Here is a 25,698-nt window from a genome sequence, read left to right as displayed (position 1 = left end):
ACATAACAATGTCCGTCGTCGCGGACGCTCCCGGTGTGGCTCCCCAATCCGATCCGCCGACCCCCGACCGCGCAGGCGCGGACGCGAGCGACGCCGATCTCCCGTTCGTCTCGGTCGTGATCCCGGTGTACAACGACCCGGAAGGGATCCGGGCGACGCTCGACGCGCTGCGCAGGCAGACGTTTCCCGCGTCCGGGTACGAGGTGATCGTCGCGGACAACGGGTCGACGGACGAGACGCGCGACGTCGTCGAGGGGTACCTGGAGGCGTTCGACGGGCTCCGGCTCGTCGTCGAGGACGAGGTTCAGGGCTCGTACGCCGCCCGCAACGCGGGGATCGCCGCCGCGACGGGGGAGGTGATCGCCTTCGTCGACGCCGACATGATCGTCGACCCCGACTGGGTCGGCGCCGTGGCGTGGCGGATGGCGCGGACGGACGCCGACTACCTCGCCTGCGACGTCCGGCTGTTCACGCCCGGCGACGAGGGGGTCGTGGCCGAGTACAACCGGCGCAACGACCTCCACGTCGAGCGGTTCGTCGCGGAGCTCTCGTTCGCGCCGACCTGCTGTCTGGTCGTGCGGCGGTCGCTCCTCGCGGACGTCGGCGGCTTCGACTCCCGGCTTCAGTCCGGCGGGGACTACGAGTTCGGCAACCGCGTCGCGGCGAGCGGCCGCGACCTCGAGTACGCGTCGGACATCGCCATGTACCACCCAACGCGGACGACGCTCGGCGCGCTGCTCCGGAAGTCGCGGCGGGTCGGTCGCGGGAAGACGCAGCTCCGCCGGTACTACCCCGACCGCTACGGGCGACCGCTCTTCGCCGCGCTTAACCCGGCCGCGTTCCTGCCGCCGCGACCGAGCTTCATGCGGCGCTCCGTCCGCGGCTGGAACGACCTCTCCGCGCGGCGACAGGTCGTCTTCCTCCTCGTGAGCTACATCGCGTCGCTCGCGAAGGCGTACGGGCAGCTGCTCGAACTGGCGTCACCCACCGAGACGGGCGCCGAGTAGCGGACTCGACCGCAAAAAGCGAACGCTCGACCGAAACGCGATCCGACCGCCGACCGAGATTCGGTCGTCGAAGACGGCAGCCCACCGGAGTTCGGTCGTCGAAGCCGGCCGCCGCGTTACTCCTCTGCCGCTCCGTCCGCTCGGAACGCCTCGACGCCCGGGAGCTCGGAGACGCCCTCGTGTTGGCCGACGTACTCGGCGGCCGCGGTCGCGTCCGCGAACGCCGCCTCGTCCGGGTACTCGCGGACGGTCAGGACGCGCCCGTCCTCGACGGCGAACACGATCTCCACGGACCCGTCGTCGTGTCGGTACTCCGCGGCCTTCCTCGCCGAGTCGGCTGGCTCTTCCATCTCTTTCCCGGACGCGCGTCACGGCCTTACCCGTTTCGCCCGGACTCGGCTCGACGCGTCAGATTCTCGCCGGCGCCCGAGCCTACCTCTCGTCGAGCAGGTCCGCCACGTCCGCCGGCGCGGCCACGACGAACGCCTCCTCGCGGAGCAGCTCCTCGTCCCCGGGCAGGTAGAGGAACTTCTCCGAGTCGACGCCGGCCGCCCGGATCCGCTCCCACTCGTCGAGCTCGTAGCCGAGGTCTTCGCCCCCGGGATCGTCGGGCTGCGCCTCCCACTCGCCTTCGAGCGAGCTTCGGGTCACCGCGCTTCCCTCCGGTCGCTCCGTGGCGTCGCGGTCGCCGCGGCAGTACAGCCGCGACGCCGGTCGGTCGACGCGTCGCTGCGGTCCCGATGCCGGTCAGTCGTCGGACCGTTCAGGTGCGCTCCCATCGGGTCACCTCCGGAAGGTGAGCGAGGCGTCGCCGTCGACGCGCATCCGCACGACGTCGCCGGAGAAGCCGAACGTGTCGCGGTCGTCCGCGACCGTCCCGCTGGCGACCGCGCCGTCGGCGGCATCCGCCGCCTCGGCGCCCCAGCCGCCGTCGCGCTTCGCGACCGCTCCCGTCGTCTCGACGAGGTAGCTCGCCTCGGCGCCGTCGCCGACGACGACCAGCTCGTGCGGGAGGTCGTCGGCGTCGGCGTCGAGCGCGTCGGGGTCGACCCGCTCGCCGTCGACCCGCACGACCGGGTCGCCGTCCGTCTGGAAGTTGGTGAACTCGCCGGTGACCTCGTAGGAGTCGATCCCGCCCTCGACCTGGCCGGTGACGGTCGCCCCGTCGATCGCGTCGCTCTCGTTCGCACGGTCGCCGGGCTCGACGGTCCCGTCCGTGCCGAACGTGTACGCGAGGCGGTCGCTCGTGTGGCTCCCGTCGACCTCGACGAGGCGCGCGGTCGAGACGAGCTCGTCCGGGTCGACCGGCTCGCCGTCCAGCCGGACCTCGGCGTCGGCGCCGATCTCGAACGCGGTGAACGCGCCGGCGACCTCGTAGGAGTCGATCCCGCCCTCGACTAGGCCGGTGACGGTCGATCCGTCGATCTCGTCGCTCTCGTTGGCGCGGTCGCCGGGCGCGACGCTCCCGTCCACGGTGAACGAGTAGTCGATCCGGTCGTACGTGGCGCTCCCGTCGACGACGAGCGTCTGGGCGTCGCTCGCCTCGTCGGTGGTGTCGTCGTCGGTCGAGCCGTCGTCGGTCGCGTCCCCGTCGTCCGCGGACGGAGAGTCCTCGGTGTCGTCGCTCGACTCGTCCGTCTCGCCGTCCGATTCGCCCGTCTCGTCACTCGACTCGTCCGTCTCGCCGTCCGATTCCTCGGTCTCGCTCTCCGTCTCCTCGACGACGAGCTCCGCCGGGTCGACCGGATCGCCGTCCAGCCGCACCTCGGCGTCCCCGTCGACCTCGAACGCGGTGAACTCCCCGGTCACCCAGAAGGAGTCGATCCCCCCCTCGACCTGCCCCTCGACGCTCGCGCCGTCGATCTCGTCGTTCTCGTTGGCGCGGGGGCCCGGGTCGACGGTCCCGTCCGTCGCGAACGCGTACGCGATCCGGTCGCTCGTGTGGCCGCCGTCGATCACGAGCTCCAGGCCTCCGTCCGGGCCGGTCGGTGCGTCGTCGTCGGTCGTGTCGTCCGTCTCGTCGGTCGTGGTGTCTTCGGTCTCCTCGGAGTCGCTCGTCGACCCCGACGACGCCGGCTCGGGGTCCGGGAGCGGACACGACCCCTCCCGCGTTATCGACGACGTCGACGCCGTCGAGTTCTCGAAGGTGACCTCCGTCCCGGTGACGTCGATGGTCGAGTCCTCGACGACGCCGTCGTCCGAGTCGACGAAGTTGATCCCGTCGCGGCTCGACCCGGACTGGTGGACACAGCAGTTCCGGACGACGGAGCCGTCCGCGCCGACGATCCGGACCGCCTCCCGGCCGGACGCGGACCCGGTAATGCTGACGTCCTCCAGCCGGACCCAGTGGGGTTCCGGCGGCGTCTCCTGCCACTCGCGCCAGTCGATCGCGCCGGGGCGCCCTCGGCGGACCGCCCACATTCCGTCGACGTCCGTGCGGATGCGGGTGTTCTCGACCGAGAGGCTCCGCCCCTGCGGCGAGACGTTCACGAGGGCGATCCCGTTCGGGGCGTTCCGCGCCACGAGCTCGCAGTCGCGGACCGCCGCGCCCGCCGGGATCGACTCGGCGCCCTCCAGCTGAACGCCCTGTTCGACCTGGACGCCGCGCATCCCGAACCCGGACCCGGTGTCCTCGATCTCCGGGCCGGTGTACTTCTCGAAGTCGACCTCGACCGTACAGTTCTCGACGTAGCTCCCCTCGCCGCCGATCCGGACGTTCGAGGCGTTGTTGTTGAGGAAGTAGCTGTCGACGATCTCCACCTGCCCGGGCGTCCGCGAGCTGTACGTGCCGTTGTTGCCGAACTCGCGGAAGTCGCACCCCTCGATCCGGACGGTCCCCTTGTTCGTCCAGCCGACCCAGACGCCGATCCGACCGTTGCCGCCCGCGTACCCGTCCACCCGGGAGCCCTTCTTCGCGACCGCGTCGCGCAGGACCCCGCGGCCGTCCTCGTCCGTGATCCCGAGCAGGAACGCGCTGACCTGCCCGGAGTTATCGGTGAGCCCGCGGCCGAGGAACTCCACGTCCTCGATGTGGAACCGGCTCCGACACCGGAGCCGGATCCCGGTCGTCGTCCCGTCGGCGCGCATGTCGACGTCGACGTTTTCGATCAGCACGTCGTCCGGCACCGGGTCGTAGTTGAACAGGAACCCCGTGTACCCCGTCTCGGGGACGAACCGGACGTCGCCCTCGCCGAGGACGCCGACGCGGTCGGCGTCGACTTCGAACTCCCCGTCGAACAGGTAGTCGCCCTCGGGGAACCGCACCAGTGTCCCTTCGGTCAGCGCGTCGTCGAGTCGGCCGTTCACCGGCTCGGTTCCGGAGGGGTCGAGTCCGAGGTCGTCGACCGCGTCGAGTACACGGTCGAACGCGATCCCGTGGCGGGTCGTCCCCTCGGCCGCGGTCGCGCCGGCCGACCCGGCGGCGACAGCCGCCGCGGCCGTCCCGGCCAGCTTCAGGTAGCCGCGCCGGTCCAGCAGCCGACCGTCGTCGCCGTCCGGCTCGTCGCCCCCGGCCCGGTCGCCGTCGTCGCCAGGCTCCGCACCGCCGAGCCGAGCGCCGTCACCCGGTTCGTCGCCCGCGTAATCGTCTCCTACCGAGGTTGGATCGTCGTAATCGTCTCCTACTGTGCGGTCGTCCGGTGTCCGTTTCTTGGACATGGCCGGGTATTCCGGGATTACTATGATATTCGTTTTCGCCAGTAACTGACCGGGTGCCGACGCGTGGGTTCGATTGGTTACCAGCTGGTCGCCGGCTGGTTACGGTACCGTTCGTCGAGCAGTAAGAGCCGGCTACCGAAACGGGGTCGCGACCCCGATTCGACCCGGCACGCGATCGGTGCGCGTTCGGCGCGCGATCGCCGCGAGACCGTCCGCACCGGCGAGTAGGACGCTATTACCGCGGGGTCCGGGGTCCGAAACCGATCCGCCGGCCGGAGGCGAGCCGCGGACCGGCGACGGCGCGCGGGAGCGCCGCCGTCACGACCGGTTCAGGAACCGACCGACCGGGACGCCGTCGTCGAGCGCGTCGATGCCGAACCGGAGCGAGTCGGGATCGGAGCTGTCGCCGAACGCGGCGGACCCAAGCCCGAAGCAGACGCGGCCGTCGCTCCGGACGAGCGTCCGCAGCAGGGACGGGTCGGCCGTGAGTCCGCCGGCGTCTCCGTCCTCGTCGAACCGCTCCAGAACGGTTTCGAGGCCGAGGCACAGGAGGCTGTCCCCCGTCGCGGTCGCGTCGGCGTCGACGACGATCGGGTGTCCGTCGGTCCGGATCGAGCTCCCGGTCACCTCGCTGCGCGGCGAGAGGTCGAGTAGGACCCCGTCCCGGTCCGCGCCCCGACAGGTGATCTCGCAGTCGGTCACGCGCGACTCGGGCGCCAGCCGGAGGTCGACCGCGACGCCGCCGGCCGCGCTCCCGCCGACGCTGACGTTCTCCAGCCGCGTCCAGTGCGGGAGCGGCGGTCGCCCCCGGTCAGGCCGGTACGGAAGCGACCCGACCGGGCCGCGGCGCACCGCCGACGTCCCGTCGATGTCGCACCGGATCTCCGTGTCGCGGACGGTGAGGCTGCGCGCGACCGGCGACTGCTCGACGACCGACTGCGAGCGCGGCGAGCTGAGCGCGCGGAGCGTGCAGCCGCGGATCTCCGCGCCCGCCTCGATCGGCGGCGAGCCCGCGCGCTGGATCCCCTGCTCGACGACGATCGCCCGGGTGTTGAACTCTGTCGTGGTATCCACCGCCCCGCCGGTGTACCTGTCGAGGTCGATCTCGACCGTACAGTTCTCGACGTAGCTCCCCGCCCCGCCGATGCGCGGGCCGCAGACGTTGTTGTTGAGGAAGTAGCTGTCGACGATCTCGACCTGCCCGGGGGTTCGAGAGCCGTACACGCCGTTGTTGCCGAACTCGCGGAAGTCGCACCCCTCGATCCGGACGGTCCCCTTGTTCGTCCAGCCGACCCAGACGCCGATCCGGCCGTTCCCGCCCTCGTAGCCGTCGATCCGGGAGCCCTTCTTCGCCACCACGTTCCGCAGCACGCCCCGGCCGTCCTCGGCGCGGATCGCGAGCAGGAACGCGCTCGTCGTCCCGCCCGGCGACCCGTTCGTCCCGCGGCCGACGTACTCGACGTTTTCGACGTGGAACCGGTTGCGACAGTTGAGCCTGATGCCGGTCGTCGTCGCCGGCGCACGGATGTCGATGTCGACGTTCTCGACCAGCACGTTGTCGAGGGTCACGCCCTGCCCGTCGAACAGCAGGTCGCTGAAGCCGAAGTCGGGGACAAACGCGACGCCGCCCAGCCCCAACACCCCGATCCGCTCCGATTCCAGCCCGACGGTGTCTTCGAACCGATAGGTTCCCTCCGGGAACGTCACGAGCGTCCCCGAGGTCGACAGCGCCGTTTCGAGGTCCTCGTTGGCCGCGGTCTCCCCCGCGGGGTCGAGTCCGAGGTCGTCGACCGCGTTGAGCACACGGTCGAACGCGATCCCGTGGCGGTCGTCCAGTCCGTCGACGTCAATCTCGTCGCCGTCGGTCTCGTCGCCGCTGTCGGTTCCGTTCGCCGGGGCGTCGGATCCCCGGTCTCTCGGGTCGTCGCTCCCGGAACCCAGACAGCCGGCAACCGACGCCGCCGCGGCGCCGAGTGCGCCGAGGTACGCGCGCCGGCCGCGAGCCCCCTCGGCGTCGTCGGCGCGCTCGTCGTCGGGGATCACAGATACCCCAGCCCGCGGAGCCGCTCCTCGACCGCCTCCTCGCTCCCGGGGGCGTCGGTCGGCGTGTCGGACGCGCCGCGGTCGACTCGGGACACCTCCCGGGTCGCGGGCGCGGATCCGGGCTCGAACGCCTCCATCAACACCCGCCCCTGCGCGGCCGCGGGGACCGGCTCGCCGAGCGCGTGGAGCAGGGTCGGCGCCACGTCGACGACCGACGCGCCCTCGACCGTCGCCCCGGACGCAATCGAGGGGCCGCGGGCGAAGAACACGCCCTCCGGTCGGTGGTAGCCGGCGATTCCGTCGGCGTCGACCACGGTCTCCTCCGCGAGCCCCGGCTTGACGTGGTACCCCGTGACGCCCTCGACGACCACGTCGGGCGCGAACTCGTCCTCGGGGTTGAGCTCGTCGCCGTCGTGAACCGTCAGGACCCGCTCTCCGGTCTCGGGGTCCGTGAGCGCGGAGAGCGTCCGCATCACCTCGGCCTTGACCCGGTCCACGTCGGACGGGTCGACCGCCCCCCGGTCGAACCGGGCGGTGTCGTTGACGTACACGCTGCCGAGCCCGTGGAGGAACGCCGACGTGCGCTCGGCCTCGACGTCGTAGAGGGCGTGATCGCCCGGCACCGTCCGGGCGACGCCGTCAACGACCGACGCCGGGAGCCGTTCGACGAGCGTCTCGTCGTCGACCCCGACCCGCGATAAGGCGTCGAGGACGCGCGACTTCGTCACGCCCGTTCGCGAGAGAGCGGCCCGGACGCCGGTCGCCTCCTTCGGCGTCAACAGCCCCGCGTCCGCCAGCGCTCGGTTGACGTTGACGACCCGCGAGACCGGCCCGAACCCGTGGTCGGAGACGACGTACAGCGTCGCGCCGAGCCGGTCGCAGTACGCCATTACCTCCGCGAGGACGGCGTCGAGTTCCCGGTAGTGGTCTAGGATGACGTCCTCGTCCCAGATCAGGTGCTGGAGCCGGTCGGGCGCCGTGAACACGAAGAAGAACAGGCGCCACGCCTCCCGCTCCATGAGCGAGCGCAGCAGCTCGCGCCGCCCCGCGAACAGCGTCTCGAACTCCTCGCGGAACTCCTCGCGCCGGTCGTCGCCGTACCGGTGCCACTTGAGCCCGACCCGGTAGTCCGGAATCTCCTCGCGGATCGCCGCGCCCAGCTCGGGCGGGTACGCGAACCCGTCCGAGTCGGGCGACGGCGTCATCATCCCGGCGACCATCGCCCCGTCCTCGCCGACGCCGCCGGCGGGGTACGTCATCGGCACGTTCGCGACGACCGACGGCGAGAGCAGGTCCCACAGCGGCGGCTGCCGGATGTCCTCACGGTTGTACGGGCGCTGCCCGTGGTCGGCGCCGAGCTTCACGAACTCGTATATCCCGTGCCGGTCGGGCCAGGCCCCGGTCGCGATGGAGGGCCACGCGACCGGCGTGTTCGCGGGCGTCGAACTCCGGAGCGGCCCAGAGGCGCCCTCGGCGACCAGCTCCGCGAACGCCGGGAGCTCGCCGTCGTCGATCCACGAGTCGATCAGCCGCCACGGAACGCCGTCGAGCCCCAAGACGAACGCGCGCTCGCCGTCCGCGGTCACCGGAACCGCCCCCGCCGCCGCGGTTCGATCCGAGTCATTGTGCCCGCTTCGGGCGGGGGCGGGTTTGTTATAGCCGCCGTACCGGAGTAAGCCACTGTTACCGGGTGGGGGACCGTCGTCACTCGAGGTCGAGTGCGGGTCACGCGCCGCCGTCCCCGGACTCGTTGTACCAGAGGTCGACGTGGTGGTCCGGGGTGTACGACTTGCCGACGACGTCCGGGAGCCCGGAGCCGGTGAGGTCGACCGCCTTCGCCTCGTGGGTCTCGACCCCCTCCGCGACGACGGTCCGCTCGAAGCGGCCGTCGCCGTCGTTCCTGAACACGTAGTGGCGGGGGGTCTCGTTCTCGCCGAGGCTCATCTCCGCCGCGTAGATGTCGAGATGCCCGTTCCCGTCGAAGTCGGCTAGCTGGAGGCTGTGAGGGCAGAATAGGTCGTCCGCGAGCACGGTCCCCGCCCAGCCGTCCTCGCGCCGGTCGAACCAGCCGACCCGTCCGGGGTGAGTGCCGTAGGTGGGGGAGTCGCCCTCCGCCAGCACGACCTCCGGCTCGCCGTCGCCGTCGACGTCGCCGACCGCGACGCGGACGTCGTCCCAGCCCTCGGCGATCGGCTCCGCGTCCCACTCGTGGGTCCCCTCGCGGCGGCGGTAGAGGTCCGTCCCGACGACCAGCTCGGTGCGGCCGTCGCCGTCGACGTCGCCGATCCACACGCCCTCGGCGCGGCTGTCCCCGTCCACGACGTGGCAGTTCGCCTCGGGCCACGGACCCTCGGTCGGGTCCGCCGGCACGTCGTAGTAGAACACCGTCTCCGAGCGCTGCGAGAGCCCGACCACCTCGGGGCGGCCGTCGTCGTCCACGTCGCCGAACGCGAGGTCGTGGTACTTCTCAAAGCGGTCCGTCACCAAGTGTCGGTCCCAGCTCCCCCGGGGGTCGGCGGGCCGTTCGAACCAGAAGACGCCGCTGTTGTGGATCCCCTGCCCGGCGAGGACGTCGACGCGGCCGTCGCCGTCGACGTCGCCGAGCGCGCAACCGACGCCGAGCTGCGGGACGTCGGAGATGGCGTGGCGCTCCCAGCCGGGGTTCTCGTACCAGAACAGGTTCGGCCCGGCGAGCCCCGTCGCCTGCCGGATCCCCTCGGCGCTCGGGAGCCGGGTTCGACCGCCGCCGACGAACAGCTTCGTCTCCGGGCCGGCCCCGCCGACGACCACGTCCGGCCGGCCGTTGCCGGTGAGGTCGGTCGTCAGGCAGGTGCCCAGCTTCGTCGTCGGGGGGGCGGGGTCGAGGACCTCGTGGCGAAAGCGGAGTCGCTGTGTCTGCATGGGTTCACCTTCGCGGGAGGTCGGCATTGTTACCGATCGCTTACGGAGAATCAAGGAGAAAGCCTCGCGCTTCAGCGCGGAGAGGATGTCAAGTGTTCCGTCGGCGCTCAGATCGCTCCGGCGAAGCTCCGGAGCGTCTCCCGCAGGTTCCAGTTCAGTCCGAGTTCGAGCGCCGCGACCGCGGCTCCGTACACCGCGCCGCCGGCCGCGACGAGGACGATCAGTTCGAGGATCGCCCACTCGAACGCCAGCGTCGACTGGAGCCAGAAGACGACCCCGCCCATGAGGAGGCTCGCGACGGCCGGGTACGACATCTCCCGGAGCAGCCGACCGAGGCTCGTCTCGACCGAGTTGATCACGAGGTACACGTCGATCGGCATCATCGGGAAGACGTAAACGCCGAGAACGGTCGCCGCGGTCCCGACGATGCCGAACTCGCGGGTGACGGGAATGATGATGAGCGCCGTCAACACGAGTCGGAAGACACCGAGCTTCGCCATATAGTCGGGGCGACCGAGCGCCTTCCACACCGGGGAGTACGCCGAGCCGAGCGCGATGAGCAGCCCGTACACCGCCACCACCCGCATCACCGGGACTGCCGGCTCCCACCCGGGGCCGAGGACGGCCTCGACGAACGTCGGGGCGACGACCGCGATGCCGACCGCGGCGGGAAAGGAGATCACCATCGTCACCTGGAGCGTCCGGAAGAACGCCGCTCTGAGCGCCGGGATGTCGTCCTGGAGCTGGGAGTACGCCGGGAAGGCGACGCTGGAGATGATCTGCGAGATCTCCGTCGCCGGCGCCTTGGCGAACTGGTAAGCGACCTGGTAGAGGCCGAGCGACGACGCGGACAGCAGCCAGCCGATCACCGCGTCGTCGCCCTGGTTGATGAGGAAGTAGACGCTCTCGGAGCCGGTGATCCACTTTCCGAAGCCGAGGAGGTCGCGCACGACCTCTACGTCGAGCTCCGGCCACGGGCGGTAGCCGTGGACGGCGTACGACGCCAGCAGGCGCGCGGCGTCCGAGGCGACGTACCCCAACACGAGCGCCCAGACGCTCTGGGTGGCGAGCGCCACGGCGAGCGCGACCGCGAAGTTCGTCACCGACCCGCTCATCGTGTAGACGAACTGCTTGTGGAACTCCAGATTCTTCCGGAAGTAGACGATACCGGGGTTGCGAAACCCGAGCAGCAGGGGCGTGAGCGCGATGACCCGGAGCAGCGGGGCGGCGCGCGGCTCGCCGAAGAAGCCGGCGACGAGCGGCGCGACGAGAAAGAGGAGACCGCCGAGCGCGGCGCCGCGGAGGATCTCGATGCTCCAGTACGTGTTGAGGTAGCGGTCGACGTTGCCCGACGCCTTCTGGATGAGCGCCTGGTCGAACCCGATGTTCGAGAACCGCTTGAACGCCGTCAGCGTCAGCAGGGCGATCCCCAGCAGTCCGAAGTCGGCCGGCGTGAGCATCCGGGCGAGTATCGCGATCATCAGCAGCTGGAGGCCCCGGTCGAGGACGTTCGTGACCGTGGCCCAGATGCCGCTTTTCACCGTCTGTTCAGTGAGATCGCCGCCCGGGGTGAGACGGACAAGGAGTCGACGGAGCGAAGAGAGCGGTGACATAGTGCGGTGAGAACTCTGTTCCGGCAGACCCGCGTCGCGGGCATTGTTATGTACGCGTTACCGATCCGAGGCGGCGGGACGGCTCGCCGCGACGGGACGACGCCCGCGGGGCCGAAGCGGTACCGGAGCGGTCGGCGCCGCCGAGATCCGCCCGTAACGACCGTCCTAACAATACCCCTCCCGCGGCCACGTCGAACCGATGGACACGCAGGACCGACCGCTGGTCAGCGCGGTCGTGATAACGCGCGATCGCCCGGCGAAGCTGAAGGGGGCGCTCGCCAGCCTCCGCGGTCAGACGTACCCGAACCTCGAGGTCGTCGTCGTCGACGGCTCCGCGGACTCGGTCGAGCCGCTGGTGCGCCGCGGCGCCGGGGACCTCCCTGTGACGTACCGGCGCGACGACGGCGAGGGGCCGGGCGCCGCCCGCAACGTCGGGATCCGCGCGGCGAGCGGGGAGTACGTGGCGTTCCTCGACGACGACGACAGGTGGGTCCCGGAGAAGACCGAGCGACAGGTGAACGCGTTCGCCCCCGGCGTCGTCGCCGTCTACACCGGGCAGTTCGCCGTGCGCGACGGGGAGCGCGTCGGCGGTCGCACCCCGTCGCTGTCCGGCGACGTCACGGAGGCCCTCCTCCGCGGAGCGGCCTCCGGGCCGACATCGACGGTCATGGTCCGGAAGACGGCGATCGACGCCGCCGGCGGGTTCGACGAGGAACTCCCGATCTGGGAGGACCGCGAGTGGTACGTCCGCCTCTCGAAGCACGGGCGGTTCCGGGCGATCAGCGAGGAACTGGTCCGACGCGGGTTCGGGGAGTACGACCAGCTCACCGACGACTTCGAGGCCGCCCGCGACGTGGCCTACCCCCGGTTCGTCGAGACGCACCGGGAGCTGGCCGCCGAGTTCGGCCCCGACTGCGAGCGCGCGCTCGTCGCGTCGCTCTCCTTGACCCTCGGCGCGACCGCGATGGAGGCCGGGCGGTACGGCGAGGCGCGTCGGTGGCTGCTGCGCTCGCTCCGACGCGAGCCGGGGCGGAGACGGACCTGGCTGTACCTGACGCTGTCGCTCGGGGGCGAGCCTGCGCGACGCGGCGTCAGGCGGCTGCGGCGGGCGTACGAGTCGCTCGCGGCGCGACGACCCGGCCTCAGACTGTGACGCTCTTCGCGAGGTTGCGCGGCTTGTCGATCGACCGGCCGCGGCGCTTCGCGGCGTGGTAGGCGACGAGCTGGAGCTGGACGTTCGCGAGGACGCCCACGAGGTCCGGGTGCGTGGCGGGGACCGGCAACACGTGGTCGACCGCGTCCGCGACGTCCGGCGCGTCGCCGCTCGCCACGGCGACGACCGGCCCGCCGCGGGCCCGGATCTCCTGGACGTTGCCGAGCGTCTCGGTGTCCCCGTCGCGGCCGTCGAACACCGCGAACACCGGCGTGTCTTCGGTGACGAGCGCAAGGGGCCCGTGCTTCAGCTCGGCGGCGGTGAACCCCTCGGCGTGCTCGTAGGTGATCTCCTTGAACTTCAGCGCCCCCTCCAAGGCGACCGCGTGACCCGGCCCGCGGCCGATGAAGAAGTACGCCTCTGAGTCGGCAAAGGAGTCGGCGACCCGCTCGGCCGCGCCGCTCTCGACCACCTGCTGTACCTGGTCCGGCAGCGCCGTCAGCGCCGACAGGAACGCGGCCGCGTCCGGCGACGGCGAGCCGACCACGTCCCGGCGGAGCCGCTCGGCGAGCAGCGACAGCGTCGCCACCTGCGAGGAGAACGACTTCGTCGCGGCGACGCCGATCTCCGGGCCGGCCCGGACCAGCAGCGCGTCGTCGCACTCCCGCGTCAGCGACGAGCCGACGACGTTCGTCACCACCAGCGTCCGCTCCGCGCTCGCCGCCCTGACGGCCGCGATGGTGTCCGCGGTCTCGCCGCTCTGGGAGATCGCCACCACGAGCGTGCCGTCCTCCGCGGGCGGGGGCGCCGTCGCGTACTCGGAGGCCATGAACGCGCGCGCCGGGACGCCCCGGCTCGCGAGCAGCGACTCGGCGTACATCGCCGCGTGGTAGGAGGTTCCCATCGCGACCAGGTGGACCCGCTCGATCCCCTCGAAGGTCCCCGGCGGGAAGCCGTCGAGGTCGACCGTCCCCGCCTCGGGGTCGGCCCGCCCGCGGACGGACCGGCCGAGCGCGGTCGGCTGCTCGTTGATCTCCTTGAGCATGTAGTGGTCGTAGCCGCCCTTCCCGGTGTCCTTGGGGTCCCAGTCGACGGTCTCGACCGGCCGGTCGACCGGCTCGCCGCGCTCGTCGGTGACGGTGAACTCGTCCGGGGTGAGCCGGACCACGTCGCCGTCCTCTAAGTACGCCACGCGGTCGGTGAACTCTAGGAATGCGGGGACGTCGCTGGCCAAGTACCGCGTCGAGTCGCCGACGCCGACCACGAGCGGCGAGTCGTTGCGGGCCGCGTACACGACGTCGCGGTCGCCGACGACGGCGGCGACGGCGTAGCTCCCCTCGATGCGGTCGACGGCCGACCGGAACGCCTCGGCCGGGGAGGCGCCGTCCGCCAGCGCCGACTCGATCAGGTGGGGTACGACCTCGGTGTCGGTGTCGCTGTCGAACCGGTGGCCAGCCGCCGAGAGGGCGTCGCGGAGCTCGTCGTAGTTCTCGATGATTCCGTTGTGGACGACCGCCACGTCGCCCGTACAGTCCGTGTGCGGGTGGGCGTTGGCGTCCGTCGGGGGTCCGTGGGTGCTCCAGCGCGTGTGGCCGATCCCGACGGCGCCGCGCGGCGGGTCCGCCGCGACCGCGCTCCGCAGGTCGTCGATGCCGCCCGCGCGCTTGCGGACGTCCAGGCCGCGGTCGCTCCGGACGGCGATCCCGGCCGAGTCGTAGCCGCGGTACTCGAGGTTGTCGAGGCCGACGAGCAGCTCGTCCGTCGAGTCGTCGCCCTCGCCGACGCGAGCCACGATGCCGCACATCAGGCGGTCACCCCGGGCGCGTCGGCGGGCGCTGTCGTCTCGGGACCACTCGCGTCGCGGGCGGGGTTCGCGGGCCGCACCGTACGGCCGGGAGGCGCGGCGACCGCGGTCGCCTCGGATTCGCGTTGCATACCCGCTCGTTCCGGGATGTTCACTTTGTTATGGACCGAATTTACGACCGGCCCGCGAGTAAGCTGCTAGTACCTGCGTTGGTCGTCCCGATCCTCGACGCCCTCTAACCCCGACAGAGCCCCTCTTGAGGCCCGTATTGGTGCCATTCGGACACCGTTGTGGCGTCCGGGTGTCGACCCCTTAGAGTGTCACTCAGTCACTCACAACAGAAAACCGCCGTGAAAATGTCACCTATATATACCGATGTGGCGACGTTGACGGGTCAAGCGAGACCTTCTCTGCACAGAGCCGAGCACCACAATTGAGACACACGACACGTCGACACCAATGAACGGAACCACGGGCGGACCAAGCACAGATCAGACGGCACGGAGCGGGAGAGAGACATGAGCGCCGAACCGGAGGGCGAGCGCCGCGAACAGGAGCAGACCGACGCGGAGACAGAGGCCCCGGCGACCACCGCGTCGGACGTCGAGACGCCGGCGATCGAGGACGCGCCGATCGGGTTCGACCAGCTGTTCGAGATCCTGAAAAACGAGCGCCGCCGGCGCGTGCTCGGGTACCTCATCGAGAGCGGCGAAGAGGTGACCCTGGACGAGCTGGCCGAGGCCATCGCCGCGCGCGAGACGGGGAAGGACGTGCGACAGATCACCTCACAGGAGCGCAAGCGGGTGTACGTCGGGCTCTACCAGTGTCACCTGCCGAAGATGCACGACTACGGCGCCATCTCGTACAACAAGCCGCGCGGCCGGATCGAGCCCGGCGAGCACACGCTCCTGTTCGAGCGGTACCTCTCGGTCGACGAGGGGCCCGACGACTCCGCGTGGACGCGCTACCACTCGACGCTGTCGCTCACCGCCACGCTCCTGCTCGTCGTCCCCGTCCTCGTCGGCGCGGTCACCTCGAACGCGCCGCTACTGATCGTGGCCGCGCTCCTCGTCGGCGGGCTGGTCGGCGTCTCGACGCTCCGGTTCCTGCGGTAGTTCGCGCGGCGCAGCGCTGTCGCCGCCCCGTCCGCGCTCCGAGAGCCACCGCTCCAGCTCTGTCTCGACTTCGACTCCCGCCCCCGACGCCGGGTAGGAGTCTCGTACTCCCGGTAATACGGTCCATAACTAACGCCCGTATGTGGGACACACGGGCATGGACGTGGACCGAACCGACAGCCGAGACCGGTGCCCGCGGCGATGAGCGCCGCCGACGCGGAGCGGCTGACGCCCGACGGGGTCTTCGAGCTGCTGAGCAACCACCGCCGCCGAATGGTGTTGTACTACCTCCGAACGCGCGGCGAGGCGGTCGGGATCCAGGAGCTCGCCACGGAGATCGCGTCGATGGAGAACGACGTCACGGCCGAGGAGCTGACCAGCCAGCAGCGCAAGCGCGTCTACGTCTCCCTCTACCAGACGCACCTCCCGAAGATGGCGGAGATGAACACCATCGAGTATGACAAGGACGCCGGCGAGGTCCGGCTGGCCGCCCGGGCCGACGACATCGACGACCACCTCACGACGGAGTCGGACCCGTCGTACCCGTGGCGGTTTCACTACCTCGTCCTCGCGGTCACGGGGACGGCCGCGCTGGCGCTGCTCACCGTGAACGCGCCGGGGTTCGGCGCGCTCCCGACGCCGATTCTGGCCGTCGGGATCGGCGTCGCGTTCGTCGGGTCGGCCGTCGGCCAGTACTGGCACGAGCGGACCGCGACCGAGGAGATCCCGGTCGAGCTGAGCCAGTACGACCGGTGAACCCCCGAGCGGCCCGGTAAGGGGAGGGCCGCGTGCGGCCCGGGTCGAGTAAGCACGCGGGTGCGCTCGATATGTGGCTTATTATTAACCGGTCGCCGTGTGATTCGAGGGTATGAGCCGGGTTTGCGAAGAGATCTGCGTGACCGTGACCGAGACCGTCTCCGACGCGCTCGGCGAGCCGGTGGACGCGCTCCCGCCGCTCTCCGAGTCGGTCGACACCGACGGGCTGGACGCGTTAGTGACGAGCGAGCACGCGCACGACGTGGCCGTCACGTTCTCGTACGCGGGGATGGCCGTCCTCGTGCGGGGCGACGCCACGGTGTACGTCCGACCGCAGCGCGACCCGATCACCGGGTCGCCGGACCGGCGCGTCTGAGGGTGGTGCTGAGGGCGGGTCAGGCCTCCCGGGAGCGGGCGCGGAATCCACAAGAATTACTACCGGGTTCGTCAGAGTTCAGGTAAGCCGATGACCGACGTAGACCGAGTCGCCGTCGAATCGAGCGCCGAGCGCGGTCGCGAACACCGCGATACCTACGACTGGACCGCGACGTCGCCGAGCGCCGGCGTCGTCGAGACCGTGGCGACCGCGACGGGCCGCGACCCGCTGGCGCTCCCGCAGCTGTACGACTCGGTCGAGACGGACGCGCTGGACTCGCTGGTCCGAGCCAGCGGCTGCGGCCTCTCGGTCACGTTCGGGTTCGCGGGCTGTGAGGTGACCGCCGAGAGCGACGGGACGGTCTCCGTCCGGCCGCTCGGCGCGGACGACGACGCGGAGCCGTAGGCGGGCCGAGCGCGGTCCCGAGTGCGTTCTCGTAGGACGCCCATAACGATAGGCTTCGTCGCTGTACACCGAGACCGGATGAACACTGACTCACGGGCTCCCGAATACGAGGTGTTCGAGGCGGCGATCGTCAGCGACGACGGGGCGGCGACCGAGTGTACGATCTTCCCGAGAGACGCCGGCGAGGACGAGCGGACGACCGCGTGGATCACCGCCCGCGAGGGCGCGTACTGCTCGGCGGCCTCGATGCGCTGACCGGCCGGACCGGAGGTCGACGCGAGCGGCGCGCCGCCCGGGTGAGCGGTCGCTCCGGGCGGCGTTCTTTTTGATGACAGCGAGGAGCGGCGAGCGGGTGGGCGGCGCGTCCGCGACGGATCCGAGCGCCGGAGCCCGGTCGGCGGAAGGAGACCAACGGCTCGATCGCACGGGACGGGCAGTCCGACGACACGGTGCGACCGATCCGGCGATGTGGGACGAAACTGCCCCGGTATCAGGCTCCTACCGCTCGGAACGGGCTGATTACTCAAGTTACTACGGCTTAACGAGTACGTATGGAAAGCTCCATCACGGAAGCCGACAAGCAGCGCATCGCGACGTTCGTGGCCACGCCGAAGTACGATCGCGACCCGGAGATGCTGGTCCCGAGCGAGGAGTAACGTCTCCGTAGGACGGAACGCGACGGAGTACGGTCAGGAAAACGTGCCGACCCGCTCGCCGTCGACGAGGATCCGGTCGTTGCCGGTGACCTCGACGACGTGGTCCGGCGTCTCGAACTGGAGCCGCCACGAGTCGCTGTCGTGGGCCACGAGGTCGCGGATCGCGTCGGTCGGGACGTGGTCCTCCAAACAGACGTCGAGTTCGTCGGGCTCCACCGACTCGGCGTCGGCGATAGCTCGCGCGATCTGTTCTGGGAGGGCTCGCGCCATTGGCAAAAGTTGCTCGCCGGTCGTAAAAAAGGCTGTCCGTATCGATCGCCGTCAGTCCGCTGGCTCCGGGCCGAGCCGCCACGCGAAGATGGCCTTCAAAACGACGACGAGGCTGTTCGTCTCGCCGGCGCCCCAGATGGCGGTCTCCGACCGGGGGTCCGTCGGAGACGCGTCCGCGCCGTTGACGAGTACGCTCGCGAGCGTCTCCCGGCCGTCCACCAGCATGATCCGCCCCGCCGGAGTATCCGACCAGAGCCACAGCGACTCGAACATCGTCGCCCCGGGGATGTCGTCCTGGATGCGCGCCTGTACCTCCGGGGAGACGCCGCCGAGCTTGATCGTGACGCCGCGCTCCGCGGCCGCGCTCAGCGCGTCGATCACCTTGTCGGTGAGGAGGTCCTCGACGGTCATGTAGACGACCTCATCCTCGGCGTCCGCGAGGAACTCGACGACCCGTCCGGTGACCGCCTGCTGGCCCGTGACCGTCCACACGCCCTGCTGTTCGGTCCGGTGGCCCGCGGGCTCGAGTTCGCCAAGCGCCGTCCGCAGGAGCTCGGTCCGGTGTCGGAGCTCGTGTTCGAAGGTCCGGCCCGCGGTCTCGGCGGACGTCGCCCGGAACTCCTTGGGCGACGACTGGAGGACGTCGACGAGCCCCCGGTCGCGCAGCTCGTCGATCGCGTCGTACACGCGGGTACGCGGCACCGTCGACGCCTGGCTCACCTCCCGTGCCGTCCCCGACTCCAGACTCGAAAGCGCGACGAACGTCCGGGCGGCGTACTCGCTCAGCCCGAACTGCTCCAGCTGTTCGACGGCGACGGCGCGAGGGTCGTCGGCGGGGTCGTCGTTCATCGGTGTGGTCGAGCGCGAAAGACAGTCCGGCCACCCTCTGACGGCGTGGCCGGAACGGCACGCGGCAGCGCGGTGGTTGGGACACAGAGCTGATCCGCGTGCGATCGAACGGTCGATTCCCACGGGCTTATTCCTTGTGTGATTAACCGGGTTACATAGTTGGCGGGTCAGGCGACGGGCCGCCCCTCCGGGAAGCTTCTCTGACACTTCGAGCTCTCGAATTTTCTCAGACTCAGGTACGTCTCAAAAAGACGCGAAATACCTCGATGCCCCGGGAGGGAGTTCGGGCCACTGTGTGATCGAAAGAATAACAGTGTGTCCTTCTTTGGTCAGGCTGTTACGCAAAAAGTCAAAAAAGATTTTTCACCCGGTTTCGGCGTTACTCGCAGAGTAACAATACCTATCCGTTCCGGGGGACAATCATCGTCTGGATCTCGGGACGCGCTCCCGAGAGGTTGGGACACATGGACACATCAGAAAACGTGGCGGAGGCGGTCGAGATCCTTCAACAGCTCGGCCTGAAGGAGTACGAAGCGCGGTGTTTCGTGGGACTGACCCGGCTCGAGACGGGGACCGCGAAGAAGCTCAGCGAGATCACCGAGGTCCCCCGGACCCGCGTGTACGACGCGATACGCGTCCTCGAGGCGCAGGGGTTAGTCGAGATCCAGCACTCGAGCCCCCAGCGGTTCCGCGCGGTCCCGCTCGAAGAAGCGACGGAGACCCTCCGCGACCAGTACGAGGACCGCGTCGAGCGGCTCCGCGGCGCCCTCGACACGGTCGACCTCGCCGACGAGGACGATTCCAAGCCCGCCCAGCAGATCTGGGCGATAACCGGGAGCGACGCGATCGAGAACCGGACGGGCCAGCTCATCGAGAAGGCGACCGAGGAGATCGTGTTGGTCCTCGGCGACGAGTCGCTGCTCACGGACGAGCTCGTCGAGACGCTCAACGGCGTCGACGGCGACACCGACCTGATAATCGGCGCGCTGACCGAGCCGCTCCAGGACGAGATCCGCGCGGCCGTGCCGGACGCCACGACGTTCGTCTCCGGGCTGGAGTGGCTGCGCGGCACCGACCCGGTCGACGACGAGACGGCGGTCGGGCGGCTCCTCCTGGCCGACCGCTCGACGCTGCTCGTGAGTTCGATCCTCCGACAGAGCGGCCGGGAACAGGCGATCTACGGCGAGGGGTTCGGCAACGGCCTCGTCGTGATCTCGCGCCGGCTGATGGCGCAGGGGCTGATTCCCGGCCGCGACCCGAAACCCTGAGTCGCGGCTCGGCACGCCGTCGCGAGCGACCTGTTAGCGGTACTCGCCAGTGACCTCGCGATCGAGACGCGCTTTTCGGCGACGAGGAGGCCCGGAGCACGGTCCACGAAGGACGGGTCGGGGGCGAATCGCACGGTAGGACACGCATACTAAACCGGCCGTCGTCGCCCTACTGGAACGTATCTATATGACAGGTCGGCGTCTCCCCGAACCGGACGCAGTCGCGACGAGCTTCTCGGCGGACCGCTCCGTCCCCCACCTTCCCACGGACGTCGACGGCGTCCGATTCAGCCGATGAGACGGCTGCTGCGGTGGCTCAAGCGGGCGCTCTCCCCGTCCGGCAGTCTCTCGTCGCGCACGGTGACGAACGGCATCTGGACCGCAGTCACCAACGCCAGCGGACAGCTCCTCCAGATCACGTTGCTCGTCGTCCTCGCCCGTCTCCTCTCGCCGGCGGACTTCGGGCTGTACGGGATCGCGACGCTCACGCTCACCGCCCTCCAGCGGTTCTCGCGGCTCGGCTTCGACACGGCGCTCATCCAGCGACAGGAGGAGAACGTCGACCCCTACCTCGACACCGTGTTCACCCTCCAGATCCTCCGCGGGGCCCTCATCGCCGGGATCACGATCGTCGGCGCTCCCCTCATCGCGACCTTCTTCGCGGAGCCGCGCGCGACGGCGATTCTGCGGGCGATCGCTCTCGTAATGCTGTTACAGGCGCTGTACAACCCGGGGGCGGTCTACTTCGAGAAGGACCTGAAGTTCCACAAGGAGTTCGCGATGTCGTTCAGCGGCGCCGCCTCCCGGTTCGTCGTCGCCGTCGGCTACGCCCTCGTCACCCCGAGCGTGTGGGCGCTCGTCGCCGGGGCGGTCGTCGGCAACCTCGTCCAACTGGTGGCGTCGTACGTCATCCACGACTACCGCCCGTGGCCCCGGTTCGACCGCGACCGCGCCGCGATGCTGATAAACTACGGGAAGTGGATATTCGGAGAGTCGGTGATATCCTTCTTTTACACCGACGGCGACGACATCTTCGTCGGGCGACTTCTCGGCTCCGCCAGCCTCGGCCTGTATCAGGTCGCCTATCGGCTGTCGAACGCGCCGGCGACCGAGATCGCACACACCATCTCCCGCGTGTCGATGCCCGCGTACTCGAAGATCCAAGACGACGAGGCCGCCCTTCGGGAGGGATTCCACCGGGTCCTCCAGTTCTCCTCGCTGGCGTCGATCCCGATGGGCGTCGGGATCGCCGTCGTCGCACCCGTCTTCGTCCCGACCTTCCTCGGCGACGGATGGGGGGCGATGGTCGCGCCAATGCAGGTACTCGCGGTCTTCGGCGTCCTCCGCTCGGTCCGGACCTGCGCGTCGCCGCTGTTCCGCGCGCTCGGCCAGCCCGACTACAACGCGAAGATCCACGCGATCCGGCTGGTTCTCATGGTGGTCACGATCTATCCGCTGACACAGGCGTACGGGCTCGTCGGGACGGCGCTGTCGGTCCTGGTAACGAGCGTCGTCGGCATCCCGATCGCGACGGTGCTCGTGCTCCGGCTTATCGACGACGATCTGCGTTCGCTCGTCGCGGTCGTGGCGGTGCCGGTCGCGGGGAGCCTGCTCATGGGCGCCTGTGCGCTCGCCGTCCGGCGGGCCGTCACCGCGACGACCGGGCCGGCCGTTTCGTTCGTCGCCACGGTGCTCACCGGAATCGCGGTGTACGGGCTCTTCCTGCTCGCTGCCGAGCGGCGGTACGAGATCGGGCTTCAGGCGTTGCTCGGTCAATTCAGACGGAGCCTCTGATGGGGAGCCCGCACGAGGGGTGAGCGCCGCCGCGTAGCCGCCGACTTACCGGCGGCGACCCGAGAAACGGCACCCGGACATGGAGGACTTCCGCGACGGGCTTCGCGACGGCGGCGGCGGCGGCGGGCCGCGGACGGAGCAAGCGGCGTCGCGGGCCGCCGACTCCGAGTCCCGAGAGCGACGGCGAACCGAGCCCGAGGCCGGCGCGCGACGCGGCGACTCCGCGGCCGGCGACGCCGCCGGGTCAAGCGCGTTCCGACCGTAGCGACCCGAAACGTCTTTTCGCCCCGCGGAGAAGCCGCGGTATGTTCGGAACCAGCGGCGTGCGCGGACGCGTCGGCGAGGCGGTCACGGCCGACCTCGCGCTCGACGTGGGGCGCGCGCTCGCGACGGACTGCGCGGAGACGGTCGTGCTCGGTCGCGACGCGCGAGACAGCGGCCGGATGCTCACGCGGGCGCTCACGGCGGGGCTCACCGAGTGCGGGGCGGACGTGATCGACGTCGGGGTCGAGGCCACGCCCACCGTGGCCCGCGCCGTCGCCCGCGAGGGCGCCGACGCCGGCGCCGTCGTCACCGCCTCGCACAACCCGGCGCCCGACAACGGGATCAAGCTGTGGCGGAGCGACGGGCGGGCGTTCGGCGAGGACGCGAACGCGCGGATCACCGAGATCGTCGAGACGGAGGCGTTCGCGCTCGCCGGCCACGACGGGATCGGCGCGGTCGAGGAGCGGGACGTGGTCGCCGGGGGCGACGCCCGACGGCTCCACGAGCGCGCCCTCCGCGAGAGCGTGCCACTCCCGGACGACCTGTCGGTCGTCGTCGACCTCGGCAACGGCGTCGGGCGCGTCACCGCCGACGCGCTTCACGCCGCCGGCTGCGACGTGGAGACGCTTAACGGCCAGCGCGACGGCCGGTTCCCGGGCCGGCCCAGCGAGCCGACCGCGGCGAACTGCGAGACGGCCTGCGAGGTGGTCGCGGCGACCGACGCCGACCTCGGGGTCGTCCACGACGGCGACGCCGACCGGATGATGGCGGTCGACGAGCGCGGGCGGTTCGTCGCCGGCGACGCGCTGCTCGCGCTGTTCGGCCGCCGCGCGGCCGACGCGGGCGACCGCGTGGCGGTCCCCGTTGATACCAGCCTGCTCGTCGCCGACGCGCTCGCGGAGGTCGGCGCCGAGGTGACGTACACGCCCGTCGGCGACGCGTACGTGGCCGCGGAGGCGGCGAAGCCGGGCGTCGCCTTCGGCGGCGAGCCCAGCGGCGCGTGGATCTGGCCCGAGCGGACCCTCTGTCCGGACGGCCCGCTCGCGGCCTGCGTGCTGACCGCGCTCGTCGGCGCGGAGGGGTCGCTCGCCGCGCTCGTCGACGCCCTTCCCTCCTACCCGATCCGCAGAGATTCGGTGCGGACGGAGTACAAAGGGGAAATCGTCGACCGCGTCGGCGAGGTCGCGGCCGCCGAGTACGACGACGTGTCGACGCTCGACGGCGTCCGGGTCGAGACGGACGCCGGCTGGTTCCTCGTGCGCGCGAGCGGCACCGAGCCGCTGGTGCGGATCACGGCCGAGGCGCGCGACGAGGCCGACGCGGACGCGCTGTTCGAGACGGCGCGCGACCTCGTGGAGCGGGCCGCCGCGGACGCGTCTTAGGCGGATCGGTCCGACTCGTCGTGGCGTCGCTCGACGCGCTCCGCGACCCAGTCGAGAACCGAGAACAGGACGTCGAGGTGGTGGTCGCCGAGCGGTGACGGTTCGACGCCGTTCGCGTCCGACGGCGGGTGGAAGTGGGTCCTCGGCGCGTCGGTCTTCGGGTGGCGGCCCCAGCGGCACTGGAAGCGAGACGCTCCCCGCTCTTCGACGTAATGAAAGTAGTAGTCGCCCGTCACGAACCAGTGGACGTCAATCCGGGCGGCGTCGACCGCGGACGGATACGCGGTCGCGTCCAGCGTGAGCACCAGCGACCGGGGAGCGATCCGGTCCGGCTCGAACCGCCAGGACTCGACCAGCGGGTCTGTCGCCGCCCGGCGCCCGATCGTTTCCATCGTCGTCCGGTCGAGCCGACCGCTGTCTGCCGCGGTCTCGGCGTCGTCACCGTCCGACATGTGGCTCGGGAGGCCTCAGGCCGACCCGCGGAGGTCGGTCCCGTCGCGCCCGCGCGCCTCGGCCCGCGAGACGGCCCGCTGGAGGAGTTCGATGTCGTGCCGCACCGTGCGCCACCGCGACAGCGACTCCAGCCGGTCGTGGACCGCCGCGTGGTCGCCGCCTTCGACCGGCGCGACCGAGACGGCGTCCGGGTCGGGAACGCCGAACGACTCCTGGAGGTCGGCGTCCTCGGCGAGGAGGTCGTCTAAGCGCTCACGGAGCGCCGCTGCGGTGTGGTCGTCGGCCAGCGTCTCGACGCGCTTCCACTCGAAGTACGACTCGTTGCGGCGGTACTCGGCGGGACGACTCCCGCGCCGGTCGACGATCCCCAGCTCGGCCAGCTGAGTGAGCGCGTTTCGCGCGCCGTCGGGCGAACAGTCCGCGCGCTCGGCGATCTCGCTCGCCGACGCGTGTTCGGTCACGCCGGTCATCACGTCGTACACCCGCTGAAACGTGGTCCGGTCGCGTTTCCATCGACGCCGGGCCTCGCGGTCCTGATCCGACGACGAGTCGGCGGCGGTGTCGTTCGACATACCGTCTAGTCGCGGTGTAAGAGACATATATCTTTGGTAGCAGAGATATAACGTCCAATACTACGTATTCGATCCCGGCGACCGCACCGACCGCAGCGGCTAAACCCCGCCCCGCCGTCGGCCCGTCCATGTACGGAGTCGTGCTCGCGGCCGGCCGCGGGACTCGGATGCGACCGCTGACGGACCGCCGCCCGAAACCCCTCCTCCCGGTCGGAGACCGCTCGCTGCTGGAACAGGTGTTCGACGCCGCCCGCGACGTCGTCGACGAGTTCGTCGTCGTGACGGGCTACCGCGGCGACGCGATCCGCGATAGCATAGGCGAGTCGTACCGCGACCGCCCGGTCCACTACGTCGAACAGGCGGAGGCGCTGGGGACCGCCCACGCCGTGGCGCAGGCGGAACCGGTCGTCGACGACGATTTCCTCGTGCTCAACGGCGACGTCGTCGTGGACGCCTCGCTCCCGCGCGCGCTCGCCGACGCGGGCGCGCCGGCCGTGGCGGCCACCGAGGTCGACGACCCGCGGGCGTACGGCGTGCTCTCGACTGCCGCCGACGGCTCGCTCGCGGGGATCGTCGAGAAGCCCGCCGACCCGCCGACGAACCTCGCGAACGTCGGCTGCTACGCGTTCGAGCCGGAGGTGTTCGAGTACATCGAGCGCACGCCCGAAAGCGAGCGCAGCGAGTATGAGATCACGACGACGATCGACCTGCTGCTTGGCGACGGCCGCCGGATCGACGTGGCGCGGTACGACGGGACCTGGCTCGACGTCGGCCGGCCGTGGGAGCTGCTGGAGGCGAACGAGCTGGCGCTCGCGGAGCTCGACGACGAGCGCGACCTCGCCGGTACCGTCGAGGAGGATGTCCACCTCCACGGGCCGGTCGTCGTCGAGGCGGGCGCGCGAGTCCGTTCGGGTGCCTATATCGAGGGCCCGGCGCTGATCCGCGAGGGCGCCGACGTGGGGCCGAACGCCTACGTCCGCGGGGCGACCGTCGTGGGGCCCGGGGCCCACGTCGGTCACTCGGTCGAGGTGAAGAACTCGGTGCTGATGGCGGACGCCTCGGTCGGCCACCTCTCGTACGTCGGCGACTCGGTGCTGGGCCGCGCGGTGAACTTCGGGGCAGGGACGAACGTCGCAAACCTCCGGCACGACGGCGAAAACGTCCGGCAGACGGTGAAGGGCGACCGCGTCGACACCGGGCGTCGGAAGCTGGGCGCGATCGTCGGCGACGAGGCGAAGACGGGGATCAACACGTCGCTGAACGCCGGCGTCGTACTGGGCGCCGGAGAGACAACCGGGCCGGGCGAGGCGCTGACGCGCGACCGGCTCTCGGAGTAGCGCGCTGGCGACACAAGAAGGGG

At 70.6% G+C, this 25,698-nt stretch carries 25 protein-coding genes; 12 read left to right on the top strand and 13 right to left on the bottom strand.

From position 1 onward, the window contains the following. Positions 1–35 precede the first annotated feature (35 nt). Positions 36–1,007, top strand: coding sequence for a glycosyltransferase family 2 protein (locus B378_RS0106870; protein WP_044965636.1), 972 nt, complete (start codon positions 36–38; stop codon positions 1,005–1,007). 116 nt (positions 1,008–1,123) lie between these two features. Here B378_RS0106870 and B378_RS0106865 read toward each other — a convergent pair whose 3' ends face one another. The 7 genes from B378_RS0106865 to B378_RS0106835 all read right to left on the bottom strand — a co-directional run bounded on the left by B378_RS0106865 (position 1,124) and on the right by B378_RS0106835 (position 11,221). Next, entirely contained in the window at positions 1,124–1,357 is a 234-nt protein-coding gene (locus tag B378_RS0106865; RefSeq protein WP_017343074.1) for a hypothetical protein, read from the bottom strand. A gap of 82 nt (positions 1,358–1,439) precedes the next feature. Continuing rightward, the gene (locus tag B378_RS0106860) at positions 1,440–1,658 is read right to left on the bottom strand and encodes a hypothetical protein (RefSeq protein ID WP_017343073.1); all 219 of its coding nucleotides are present in this window, start codon (positions 1,656–1,658) and stop codon (positions 1,440–1,442) included. 132 nt (positions 1,659–1,790) lie between these two features. Beyond that, the gene (locus tag B378_RS0106855) at positions 1,791–4,664 is read right to left on the bottom strand and encodes a hypothetical protein (protein WP_017343072.1); all 2,874 of its coding nucleotides are present in this window, start codon (positions 4,662–4,664) and stop codon (positions 1,791–1,793) included. A 318-nt stretch (positions 4,665–4,982) separates the two neighbouring features. Beyond that, on the bottom strand, positions 4,983–6,707 hold the full coding sequence (locus B378_RS15810) for a right-handed parallel beta-helix repeat-containing protein (protein ID WP_017343071.1): 1,725 nt from the start codon (positions 6,705–6,707) through the stop codon (positions 4,983–4,985). Next, positions 6,704–8,293, bottom strand: a complete 1,590-nt coding sequence (locus B378_RS0106845; RefSeq protein WP_017343070.1) for an alkaline phosphatase family protein — start codon at positions 8,291–8,293, stop codon at positions 6,704–6,706. Before B378_RS0106845 ends, B378_RS15810 begins: the two co-directional genes overlap by 4 nt. A 139-nt stretch (positions 8,294–8,432) precedes the next feature. Further along, positions 8,433–9,608, bottom strand: coding sequence for a VCBS repeat-containing protein (locus B378_RS0106840; RefSeq protein ID WP_017343069.1), 1,176 nt, complete (start codon positions 9,606–9,608; stop codon positions 8,433–8,435). Positions 9,609–9,715: 107 nt separating this feature from the next. Then, positions 9,716–11,221, bottom strand: coding sequence for a lipopolysaccharide biosynthesis protein (locus B378_RS0106835; RefSeq protein ID WP_026046205.1), 1,506 nt, complete (start codon positions 11,219–11,221; stop codon positions 9,716–9,718). 199 nt (positions 11,222–11,420) lie between these two features. Here B378_RS0106835 and B378_RS0106830 point away from each other — a divergent pair, with 199 nt between their 5' ends. Beyond that, on the top strand, positions 11,421–12,374 hold the full coding sequence (locus B378_RS0106830; protein WP_017343067.1) for a glycosyltransferase family A protein: 954 nt from the start codon (positions 11,421–11,423) through the stop codon (positions 12,372–12,374). On the opposite strand, the gene glmS is transcribed toward B378_RS0106830, so the two are convergent. Both glmS and B378_RS17415 read right to left on the bottom strand, forming a co-directional pair. Then, positions 12,364–14,178 (bottom strand): glutamine--fructose-6-phosphate transaminase (isomerizing), encoded by a 1,815-nt coding sequence (gene glmS / locus B378_RS0106825; protein ID WP_017343066.1) that lies wholly within the window; start codon positions 14,176–14,178, stop codon positions 12,364–12,366. The genes B378_RS0106830 and glmS overlap by 11 nt on opposite strands. Next, on the bottom strand, positions 14,178–14,309 hold the full coding sequence (locus tag B378_RS17415; protein WP_017343065.1) for a hypothetical protein: 132 nt from the start codon (positions 14,307–14,309) through the stop codon (positions 14,178–14,180). The genes glmS and B378_RS17415 overlap by 1 nt, the downstream gene beginning before the upstream one ends. A gap of 387 nt (positions 14,310–14,696) precedes the next feature. On the opposite strand from B378_RS17415, the gene B378_RS0106815 reads away from it, so the two are divergent. The 5 genes from B378_RS0106815 (at position 14,697) to B378_RS16725 (ending at position 17,085) form a co-directional block, all read left to right on the top strand. Next, positions 14,697–15,293, top strand: a complete 597-nt coding sequence (locus B378_RS0106815; RefSeq protein ID WP_017343064.1) for a hypothetical protein — start codon at positions 14,697–14,699, stop codon at positions 15,291–15,293. A gap of 201 nt (positions 15,294–15,494) precedes the next feature. Beyond that, positions 15,495–16,049 carry a hypothetical protein gene (locus B378_RS0106810; protein ID WP_044965628.1) on the top strand — a complete coding sequence of 185 codons (555 nt, stop codon included), beginning with the start codon at positions 15,495–15,497 and terminating at the stop codon, positions 16,047–16,049. 112 nt (positions 16,050–16,161) lie between these two features. Further along, a complete protein-coding gene (locus tag B378_RS0106805; RefSeq protein ID WP_017343062.1) occupies positions 16,162–16,425 on the top strand; it encodes a HalOD1 output domain-containing protein in 264 nt (87 codons plus the stop codon). Between the two features lie 90 nt (positions 16,426–16,515). Next, positions 16,516–16,830: a HalOD1 output domain-containing protein gene (locus B378_RS16015; protein WP_017343061.1), complete on the top strand. Its 315-nt coding sequence runs from the start codon at positions 16,516–16,518 to the stop codon at positions 16,828–16,830. A 78-nt stretch (positions 16,831–16,908) separates the two neighbouring features. Beyond that, positions 16,909–17,085, top strand: coding sequence for a hypothetical protein (locus tag B378_RS16725; protein WP_017343060.1), 177 nt, complete (start codon positions 16,909–16,911; stop codon positions 17,083–17,085). 434 nt (positions 17,086–17,519) lie between these two features. On the opposite strand, the gene B378_RS0106785 is transcribed toward B378_RS16725, so the two are convergent. Both B378_RS0106785 and B378_RS0106780 read right to left on the bottom strand, forming a co-directional pair. Next, positions 17,520–17,756, bottom strand: a complete 237-nt coding sequence (locus tag B378_RS0106785; RefSeq protein WP_017343058.1) for a HalOD1 output domain-containing protein — start codon at positions 17,754–17,756, stop codon at positions 17,520–17,522. A gap of 51 nt (positions 17,757–17,807) precedes the next feature. After that, on the bottom strand, positions 17,808–18,605 hold the full coding sequence (locus B378_RS0106780) for a TrmB family transcriptional regulator (protein ID WP_017343057.1): 798 nt from the start codon (positions 18,603–18,605) through the stop codon (positions 17,808–17,810). A gap of 464 nt (positions 18,606–19,069) precedes the next feature. Between B378_RS0106780 and B378_RS0106775 the strand changes: the two genes are divergently transcribed. The 4 genes from B378_RS0106775 to glmM all read left to right on the top strand — a co-directional run bounded on the left by B378_RS0106775 (position 19,070) and on the right by glmM (position 23,313). Beyond that, on the top strand, positions 19,070–19,873 hold the full coding sequence (locus tag B378_RS0106775) for a TrmB family transcriptional regulator (protein ID WP_026046204.1): 804 nt from the start codon (positions 19,070–19,072) through the stop codon (positions 19,871–19,873). Between the two features lie 294 nt (positions 19,874–20,167). After that, positions 20,168–21,667, top strand: coding sequence for a lipopolysaccharide biosynthesis protein (locus B378_RS0106770; protein ID WP_017343055.1), 1,500 nt, complete (start codon positions 20,168–20,170; stop codon positions 21,665–21,667). Between the two features lie 79 nt (positions 21,668–21,746). Beyond that, positions 21,747–21,932 carry a hypothetical protein gene (locus B378_RS0106765; RefSeq protein WP_017343054.1) on the top strand — a complete coding sequence of 62 codons (186 nt, stop codon included), beginning with the start codon at positions 21,747–21,749 and terminating at the stop codon, positions 21,930–21,932. A 40-nt stretch (positions 21,933–21,972) separates the two neighbouring features. Further along, entirely contained in the window at positions 21,973–23,313 is a 1,341-nt protein-coding gene (gene glmM, locus B378_RS0106760) for a phosphoglucosamine mutase (protein ID WP_017343053.1), read from the top strand. On the opposite strand, the gene B378_RS0106755 is transcribed toward glmM, so the two are convergent. Then, positions 23,310–23,765, bottom strand: a complete 456-nt coding sequence (locus B378_RS0106755; protein WP_017343052.1) for a hypothetical protein — start codon at positions 23,763–23,765, stop codon at positions 23,310–23,312. The genes glmM and B378_RS0106755 overlap by 4 nt on opposite strands. 15 nt (positions 23,766–23,780) lie before the next feature. Further along, on the bottom strand, positions 23,781–24,338 hold the full coding sequence (locus B378_RS0106750; protein ID WP_017343051.1) for a hypothetical protein: 558 nt from the start codon (positions 24,336–24,338) through the stop codon (positions 23,781–23,783). A 128-nt stretch (positions 24,339–24,466) separates the two neighbouring features. Here B378_RS0106750 and glmU point away from each other — a divergent pair, with 128 nt between their 5' ends. Continuing rightward, positions 24,467–25,675, top strand: a complete 1,209-nt coding sequence (glmU, locus tag B378_RS0106745; RefSeq protein WP_017343050.1) for a bifunctional sugar-1-phosphate nucleotidylyltransferase/acetyltransferase — start codon at positions 24,467–24,469, stop codon at positions 25,673–25,675. The last annotated feature ends 23 nt before the right edge of the window (positions 25,676–25,698 follow it).

It is taken from the genome of Halorubrum sp. T3, from assembly GCF_000296615.1.
Classification (GTDB): Archaea; Halobacteriota; Halobacteria; order Halobacteriales; family Haloferacaceae; genus Halorubrum; species Halorubrum ruber.
The sequence above is the reverse complement of the archived record's forward strand: the minus strand, read 5'-3'. Positions and strand labels throughout refer to the sequence as shown.

Bases quoted from the DNA above. Each gene is read 5' to 3' on its own strand.
- B378_RS0106855 (WP_017343072.1), bottom strand. From the start codon at position 4,664: ATGTCCAAGAAACGGACACCGGACGACCGCACAGTAGGAGACGATTAC.
- B378_RS0106765 (WP_017343054.1), top strand. From the start codon at position 21,747: ATGGAGGACTTCCGCGACGGGCTTCGCGACGGCGGCGGCGGCGGCGGG.
- B378_RS0106775 (WP_026046204.1), top strand. From the start codon at position 19,070: ATGGACACATCAGAAAACGTGGCGGAGGCGGTCGAGATCCTTCAACAG.
- B378_RS0106785 (WP_017343058.1), bottom strand. From the start codon at position 17,756: ATGGCGCGAGCCCTCCCAGAACAGATCGCGCGAGCTATCGCCGACGCC.
- B378_RS0106770 (WP_017343055.1), top strand. From the start codon at position 20,168: ATGAGACGGCTGCTGCGGTGGCTCAAGCGGGCGCTCTCCCCGTCCGGC.
- B378_RS0106810 (WP_044965628.1), top strand. From the start codon at position 15,495: ATGAGCGCCGCCGACGCGGAGCGGCTGACGCCCGACGGGGTCTTCGAG.
- B378_RS0106755 (WP_017343052.1), bottom strand. From the start codon at position 23,765: ATGTCGGACGGTGACGACGCCGAGACCGCGGCAGACAGCGGTCGGCTC.
- B378_RS0106815 (WP_017343064.1), top strand. From the start codon at position 14,697: ATGAGCGCCGAACCGGAGGGCGAGCGCCGCGAACAGGAGCAGACCGAC.
- B378_RS0106780 (WP_017343057.1), bottom strand. From the start codon at position 18,605: ATGAACGACGACCCCGCCGACGACCCTCGCGCCGTCGCCGTCGAACAG.
- B378_RS16015 (WP_017343061.1), top strand. From the start codon at position 16,516: ATGACCGACGTAGACCGAGTCGCCGTCGAATCGAGCGCCGAGCGCGGT.
- glmU (WP_017343050.1), top strand. From the start codon at position 24,467: ATGTACGGAGTCGTGCTCGCGGCCGGCCGCGGGACTCGGATGCGACCG.
- B378_RS17415 (WP_017343065.1), bottom strand. From the start codon at position 14,309: ATGCAACGCGAATCCGAGGCGACCGCGGTCGCCGCGCCTCCCGGCCGT.
- B378_RS0106840 (WP_017343069.1), bottom strand. From the start codon at position 9,608: ATGCAGACACAGCGACTCCGCTTTCGCCACGAGGTCCTCGACCCCGCC.
- B378_RS16725 (WP_017343060.1), top strand. From the start codon at position 16,909: ATGAACACTGACTCACGGGCTCCCGAATACGAGGTGTTCGAGGCGGCG.
- B378_RS0106805 (WP_017343062.1), top strand. From the start codon at position 16,162: ATGAGCCGGGTTTGCGAAGAGATCTGCGTGACCGTGACCGAGACCGTC.
- B378_RS0106830 (WP_017343067.1), top strand. From the start codon at position 11,421: ATGGACACGCAGGACCGACCGCTGGTCAGCGCGGTCGTGATAACGCGC.
- glmS (WP_017343066.1), bottom strand. From the start codon at position 14,178: ATGTGCGGCATCGTGGCTCGCGTCGGCGAGGGCGACGACTCGACGGAC.
- B378_RS0106835 (WP_026046205.1), bottom strand. From the start codon at position 11,221: ATGTCACCGCTCTCTTCGCTCCGTCGACTCCTTGTCCGTCTCACCCCG.
- B378_RS0106750 (WP_017343051.1), bottom strand. From the start codon at position 24,338: ATGTCGAACGACACCGCCGCCGACTCGTCGTCGGATCAGGACCGCGAG.
- B378_RS0106865 (WP_017343074.1), bottom strand. From the start codon at position 1,357: ATGGAAGAGCCAGCCGACTCGGCGAGGAAGGCCGCGGAGTACCGACAC.
- glmM (WP_017343053.1), top strand. From the start codon at position 21,973: ATGTTCGGAACCAGCGGCGTGCGCGGACGCGTCGGCGAGGCGGTCACG.